This window comes from Streptomyces ipomoeae 91-03 (genome assembly GCF_000317595.1).
Taxonomy (GTDB): domain Bacteria; phylum Actinomycetota; class Actinomycetes; order Streptomycetales; family Streptomycetaceae; genus Streptomyces; species Streptomyces ipomoeae.
Genome location: NZ_AEJC01000082.1, coordinates 1 through 6,298 on the forward strand (window position 1 = coordinate 1; position 6,298 = coordinate 6,298).

Sequence of the window (6,298 nt, forward strand, 5' to 3'; positions counted from 1 at the left end):
GCCGCCCCTGGGGATGGGAATGGGTAGGGGCGGCGGGGGCGAGGAGACTTCAGCCGTGCACCGGTCGCCTGCCGATCACCACATGCGCGTACATCTCCTCCGAGACAGCCGTCCACGCCATGAGCCCGGCGCCGCGGAAGGCGTCGAGGGCCGCCGGCACCTGCCGTTCACTCGCCTCGATCAGCAGACACCCCCCGGGAGCGAGCCACGCGGGCGCCCCGCCGGCCACCCGGCGCAGCACGTCCAGCCCATCCGCCCCACCGTCGAGCGCGACGAGCGGTTCGTGCTCGCGAGCCTCCACCGGAAGGAAGCCGACCTCGCCGGTGGGGACGTACGGCACATTCGCGGCGAGGATGTCGACCCGACCGCGCAGGTCGGCAGGCAGGGCCGCATACAGATCGCCCTCGTACGCGTGCCCGCCGTACGGCACGAGGTTGCGGCGGGCACAGCGCACCGCCGCCGGGTCGATGTCGGCGGCGTGCAGTTCGACCTCGCCGCTCTCGTCGCCGAGGGAGGCGGCCAGCGCGGCCCCCACCGCACCCGAGCCACAGCACAGGTCGACGACGACGGAGGCCTCGGGAACGGCGGCCACGGCCTGCCCGACAAGGAACTCGGTACGGCGGCGGGGGACGAACACCCCGGGTTCGACGGTGATGCGCAGCCCCGCGAACTCGGCCCAGCCGAGGACGAGTTCGAGGGGCAGACCCGCGACGCGCCGGTCGACCATGGCGGCGGCCTCGTCCGGGGTACGGGCGGTGGTGAGGATCAACTCCGCCTCGTCCTCGGCGAAGACGCAGCCGGCGGCGCGCAGTGCCGTGACGACGGAGGCGGTGGAGAGAAGAGAGGGCATGACAGCCGAGAGCCTTTCGGTGGGCCGAAGGGCGCTCCCGCGGTGGCCTATCGGCAGTGCACCGCGCCGCGTTGAGGTGAGAGCACCCGACCTGACACAGCGGTAATGGGTCCCACCTCCTCGGTCGACGTGACGACTGGCCCGGTCACCCTACCCCACGGTCATGACACGACTGCAAGGGCCCACGGCTGCGGCCACGGCACCGCCACGCGGGCCCGACCAGGCGCGGGTACGCCGCCACCACACGAACCCGACCAGGCGGTTGCGGCCCCCCGCACGGGCCCGACCAAGCGGGTACGCCGTCACCACGCGAAACCGGACAAGCGGTTGCGACCCCATCACGCGGACCCGACCAAGCGGTTGCGACCCCACCGCACGGGCCCGGCCAAGCTGTTGCGGCCCACCAGGCGGCCCGACCAAGCTGTTGCGGCCCCACCACGCGGGCCCGGCCAAGTGGTTGCAGCCCCACCACGCGGACCCCACCAAGCAGTTGCGGCGCCCCACGGGAGCACGTCTCCGTCGTCACGCCACGCCCACCCGCTCATCCCCCGCCTCGACCACGGATGTCCGGGCCGCCATGAAGCGGGTGGTGCGGCGGAGGCGGAAGCCGAGGGACTCGTACAGGCGGATGGCGCCGGTGTTGGTGGCCGCGGTGTGCAGGAACGGGGTTTCGCCGCGTTCGCGGATGCCGTGGGCGACGGCGTGGATCAGCCGGGTGGCGAGGCCCTTGCCCCGGAACGCGGGGTCCGTGCAGACCGCGCTGATCTCGGTCCAGCCGGGCGGGTGCAGCCGTTCGCCGGCCATCGCGATCAGGGCGCCACCCCGACGGATGCCGAGGTAGGTGCCGAGTTCGACGGTGCGCGGCAGAAAGGGGCCGGGCTGGGTGCGGGCCACCAGGTCGAGCATCTCGGGCACGTCGGCGGGGCCGAGCCGTACGGCCTCGTCGTCCGGCTCGGCGGCGATGCCGTCGTCGACGAGCTGGACGCCCGCCAGGTCGAAGGTCACCTCCCAGCCGGCCGGGAAGCCCCCGCTGTAGGCGGGGACCGCGATCTCCGTGCCGGGGCCCGCCAACGCCGTCAGGTCCGCCCAGTCGTCGGGGCCGGGCTCGTCGGGCAGGGCCAGCCAGGGCGACACGTCCACCGGGTAGCGCAGCACCCGGCCGCGCCGCTCGGCGAAGTGGGCGTGCGGCCCGGTGAGGGAGGCGAGGGCGGGGTTGTCGAGGACGTGCGGGGCGTCGTCCGCACCCTTGGTACCGCTCGGCCACTCCGCGCCGCGCGCGTACTCCCTGCCCCCGCTCACGTACTCGGGCATCTGTTCTCCCACTCTCCTCATCTGTCACCGGGTCACCGCCCGCGGGGGCCGCGAGGACCACCGGAGCCGACTCCAGCGGCAAGGGAGATGGAGGAGTCCGTATTCCCGGGGCACCGAAGGGCACCGAAGAGTTCATACGACCGCAATGATCATCGCCCGCCCCGACGACGGAGCACGCTCCCCGGGCACGTACGGTTATACGACTCCACGATCACCGCCGTCACGTTGGACCCGCATGAACGTCACCCGAGGCTTCACCGGCCGCGCCCGCACCCACAATCCGGGGTTGCCGCCCGGCCAGTACGACGCGGGCGACGACTGGCCCGTCCTGTCCGCCGAGGTCACCCCCGACCTCGCGCCCGCCGACTGGACGTTCCGCATCGACGGACGGGTGGCCGAGCCGCGCACCTGGGACTGGGACGAGGCGCACGCGCTGCCCGGGTCGGTGTACGAGGGCGACATCCACTGTGTGACGAGCTGGTCGAAGTTCGGGGTGCGGTTCGGGGGCGTCTCGCTGGACGCGTTCCTGGACGTCGTACGCCCGGACCCGGCCGCCACCCACGCCGTGGCCTACTCCCACACCGGCTACACCACGAACCTCCCGCTCGCCGACCTCACCGGCGGACGCGCCTGGATCGCCTGGGAGTACGACGGAGAGCCGCTGCCCGCCGAGCACGGCGGTCCGGCGCGGCTGCTGGTGCCGCATCTGTACTTCTGGAAGAGCGCCAAGTGGATCGCGGGTCTGCGGCTGCTCGACCACGACGAGCCCGGCTTCTGGGAGCAGAACGGCTATCACGAGCGGGGCAACCCCTGGGAGGAGCAGAGGTACTCCGGTGACTGAGACCTTCACTCCCCCGACCCGGTTCGCCGTGCCCGGCCGGATCGCCGTGAACAACCGGGCCGCCTCCGTGTGGCAGACCGCGACGCTGACGGAGATCCGCCGCGAGACCCCGCGCGTGGCCACGTTCCGGTTCGCGGTGCCGGGGTGGGCGGGGCATCTGCCCGGGCAGCATCTGATGCTGCGGCTGACCGCCGAGGACGGCTACACGGCCCAGCGCCACTACTCGCTCGCCTCCCCGCCCGACGACGCCGGGCACATCGAGCTGACCCTGGACCACGTCGAGGGCGGCGAGGTCTCCGGGTGGTTCCACACCGAGGCCCGGCCCGGTGACGTGGTGGAGGTGCGGGGCCCGCTCAGCGGCTTCTTCGCCTGGCCCGGGGACCGCCCCGCGCTGCTGATCGGGGCCGGTTCCGGGGTCGTACCGCTGATGTCGATGATCCGCCACCATCGGGCGCGCGGCCTCGACGTACCGCTGCGGCTGCTGGTGTCCGCGCGGGGGCCCGAGGATCTGATCTACGCGGAGGAGTACGGCGCGGAGACCACCGCCGTGTTCACGCGCGGGGCGCCCGAGGGGGTGCCGGTGGGCCGGTTGGCGGCGGCGCATGTGGCGCCGCTGCTGGCCGAGCCTCCGGCCGGTGGGTGGGAGGCGTATGTGTGCGGGTCGAACGCGTTCGCCGAGCATGCCTCACGGCTGCTGGTCGAGGCCGGTCAGCCGGTGGACCGCGTCCGTATCGAGCGTTTCGGCTGACACCTCCGCCCCGCCGGCCGGCGCTGTCGGCCGGCGCTTCCGTCCCGGCCGTCACGCACGCCCGGCGCACGTTTCCATGATTTCTGCCCTAAACCATGCCATGGCGCCCTCTTTCGGGTACACCGGAAGTGCGGACCAGTCCTAACCGGGGTTCTCGTACGTGAGGACCGCACCGGTGAGGGAGGGCGAGATGCAGGGCCAGGTGTTCGGGTGGCGGTGGCGCCGTAATGAGCTGCGCCGGCGCTCGGACGTGATCGAGGCGTGGATGGTGCTGGTCGTCGCGTTCCTGCTGATCGTGGGCGCTCCGGCGGTCGGCGTCGCGGTGGGCGTGTGGGCGCACGGGAACGCGCGGGCGCACGCGGCGACGGAGCGGGCGGAGCGCGATCGGGTCAGTGCCGTGATCGTCGAGGACGCCCCCGCCTCGGTGCCCTCGGCGGGCGGCGACACACAGCCCCTGCACTGGGTGCGGGCACACTGGACCGAGCCCGACGGGGACTCCAGGACCGGCCGGGCCCAGGTGCCGGCGGGCACCAAGCGCGGCGACCGTGCCGATGTCTGGCTGGACGTGTCGGGCCGCAGCGTCAAGGCGCCACCGACCGACACGGCCGTCTGGCAGCACGCCCTGTCCATGGGGACCTGCGCCACGGGCGGCGTCATCGTCCTCGTCCTCGCCGCGCACTTCACCGTACGCCGGGTCGCCATCCGGCATCGGCTGGCCGAGTGGGAGGAGGAGTGGGCGCACACAGGGCCCGACTGGGGGCACCGCCGGGCTTGAGATCCGAAGACGAGCAATGCTCAGCCAAAAGCTGCGCGATGAATGCCGGCCGGCCGCAAAACGTCCACAAAATCCATCCGCATGACGGTTGATACTTTAATAGCCTCGCTGACATACTCCCCCTTCTCCCCCATAGTTTCAGCACAGCGGCTTGACCCCCGCGACGGTCGAATTCCCCTGGAACCATTCCCGCGACAGTTCAGAGCCGAGTGCGAGACATAAGGCAGCGAAGAGGGTGCATTGTGTCCAACTACACGGCACGGTACGACAGTTCCGTCCCGTTTCCTCCCCCGCCCGACCCGCGGGGTGACCCGTTCACACCCACACCCCGCACCGGCAGCGCACCGGGGCGGCAGCCCGTGCACGCACACCCTGCCCTGAATTTCGTTCAATAAGCGCCGCATATCGCAGGTTCGGCACCTGGGCGACCGCACTCTCGGTCGGTGGATTCCTGTCGTACGTCCTCCTGTCGAGTTTTGTACCAGGGGTGATGAATCAGCGGTTGGTCGGACATCTGACGCTGGGGCTGGCCCTCGGTCTGGCCCAGTTCGCCGTCATGGGCGTGACCGCGTGGCTGTATGTGCGGCACATGCGCAAGAACATCGACCCCGTCGCGCGCAGGCTCCGCGCCCAGTTGGAGGAGCGTGAGGCCGAGCAGCGTCGCATTCCGGCCGGACGGCGGTTCCGCACGTGGTGACCACTTCCCTGGCGGCCTCTCTGCCCGCTCCGCACCCGGCCCCCGCCACGCTGTCCGCGAGTGTGGCCGACGCGTTCAGTCTGCGGCTGACCTTCGTGCTGTTCCTGTCCGTCGTCGTGATCACGCTGTTCACGGCGCTGATCACCGCCCCGCAGCGCGACGAGATCAGCGAGTTCTACCTCGGCAACCGCGACATGTCGCCACTGCGCAACGGCCTCGCGATGTGCGGCGACTACCTCTCCGCCGCGACCCTGCTCGGCAGCACCGGCCTGGTGGCCCTGACCGGGTACGACGGTCTGCTCTACCTCTGCGGCACGGTCGTCGCCTGGATGATGGTGCTGCTGCTCATCGCCGAACCCCTGCGCAACTCGGGCCGGTTCACGCTCGGCGACACCCTGGCCCGGCGGCTCCCGCTGAAGCAGCGGCCGGTGCGACTGGCGCTGGCCATCTGCACCCTCACCGTGTGCACCCTCTATCTGGTGGCCCAACTGGTCGGCAGCATCGCCCTGTTGACGCAGTTCGTCGGTGAACCCGGGCCGACCACCCGGATGATGATCGTGGTCATCATCGGCTCCATCGTCACCATCTACGCCGCGATCGGCGGTATGCCGGGCGCCACCTTCATCCAGGTCGTCAAGGCCGTGATGCTCGTCGCCGGTGTCTCGGTGGTCGCCGTGATGGTGTTGAACCGCTTCGACTGGAACATCGACGGACTGCTGGCGTCCGCGACCGCGGGCAGCGGCCTGGGCGCCGCGTACCTCGAACCGGGTCTGCGCTACGGGGCCGGCCCCATCAGCAAGATCGACTTCTTCAGTCTGCAACTGGCCATCGTGCTCGGCCTCGCCGCGCTGCCGCATGTGATGATGCGCCTGCTCGCGCCCCGCCAGACGCGGGTCCTGCGCACCTCCGTGATGTGGGCCGTCGGCCTGGTCGGGTTCGTCTGCCTGATGGCCGGCGTACTGGGCCTCGGCGCCACCGCCGTCGTGGGCCGGGAGACCATCCAGGACATCGACCACAAGGGCGACGCGTCCGTACTGCTCCTCGCCCATGAGCTCGGCGGCGAGGTCCTCACCGCG

6 protein-coding genes and 1 pseudogene are annotated in these 6,298 nt (G+C 71.5%); 5 read left to right on the forward strand and 2 right to left on the reverse strand.

All coding sequences use genetic code 11. The features are described 5' to 3' along the window. Positions 1 to 49 precede the first annotated feature (49 nt). Together STRIP9103_RS05155 and STRIP9103_RS05160 are read right to left on the reverse strand one after the other, a co-directional pair. Positions 50 to 850 (reverse strand): putative protein N(5)-glutamine methyltransferase, encoded by an 801-nt coding sequence (locus STRIP9103_RS05155; RefSeq protein WP_048819727.1) that lies wholly within the window; start codon positions 848 to 850, stop codon positions 50 to 52. 522 nt (positions 851 to 1,372) lie between these two features. Then, positions 1,373 to 2,161, reverse strand: a complete 789-nt coding sequence (locus STRIP9103_RS05160) for a GNAT family N-acetyltransferase (protein WP_009299584.1) — start codon at positions 2,159 to 2,161, stop codon at positions 1,373 to 1,375. Positions 2,162 to 2,396: 235 nt separating this feature from the next. Between STRIP9103_RS05160 and STRIP9103_RS05165 the strand changes: the two genes are divergently transcribed. From STRIP9103_RS05165 to STRIP9103_RS05185, 5 genes and pseudogenes are all read left to right on the forward strand, one after another. Continuing rightward, a complete protein-coding gene (locus STRIP9103_RS05165) occupies positions 2,397 to 3,002 on the forward strand; it encodes a sulfite oxidase-like oxidoreductase (RefSeq protein ID WP_048819728.1) in 606 nt (201 codons plus the stop codon). Continuing rightward, a complete protein-coding gene (locus STRIP9103_RS05170) occupies positions 2,995 to 3,750 on the forward strand; it encodes a ferredoxin reductase (RefSeq protein ID WP_009299586.1) in 756 nt (251 codons plus the stop codon). Before STRIP9103_RS05165 ends, STRIP9103_RS05170 begins: the two co-directional genes overlap by 8 nt. Before the next feature lie 190 nt (positions 3,751 to 3,940). Then, complete coding sequence (locus tag STRIP9103_RS05175) at positions 3,941 to 4,525, forward strand: Rv1733c family protein (protein ID WP_048819729.1); 585 nt, start codon at positions 3,941 to 3,943, stop codon at positions 4,523 to 4,525. A gap of 388 nt (positions 4,526 to 4,913) precedes the next feature. Further along, positions 4,914 to 5,222, forward strand: a pseudogene (locus tag STRIP9103_RS05180) (DUF485 domain-containing protein); the annotation flags it as partial. After that, the coding region (locus tag STRIP9103_RS05185) for a sodium/solute symporter (RefSeq protein ID WP_009299580.1) at positions 5,216 to 6,298 on the forward strand (1,083 nt) is incomplete at its 3' end. The pseudogene STRIP9103_RS05180 and the gene STRIP9103_RS05185, both read left to right, overlap by 7 nt.

Coding starts and splice junctions, on each gene's coding strand:
- STRIP9103_RS05165 (WP_048819728.1), top strand. CDS start 2,397: ATGAACGTCACCCGAGGCTTCACCGGCCGCGCCCGCACCCACAATCCG.
- STRIP9103_RS05175 (WP_048819729.1), top strand. CDS start 3,941: ATGCAGGGCCAGGTGTTCGGGTGGCGGTGGCGCCGTAATGAGCTGCGC.
- STRIP9103_RS05160 (WP_009299584.1), bottom strand. CDS start 2,161: ATGCCCGAGTACGTGAGCGGGGGCAGGGAGTACGCGCGCGGCGCGGAG.
- STRIP9103_RS05155 (WP_048819727.1), bottom strand. CDS start 850: ATGCCCTCTCTTCTCTCCACCGCCTCCGTCGTCACGGCACTGCGCGCC.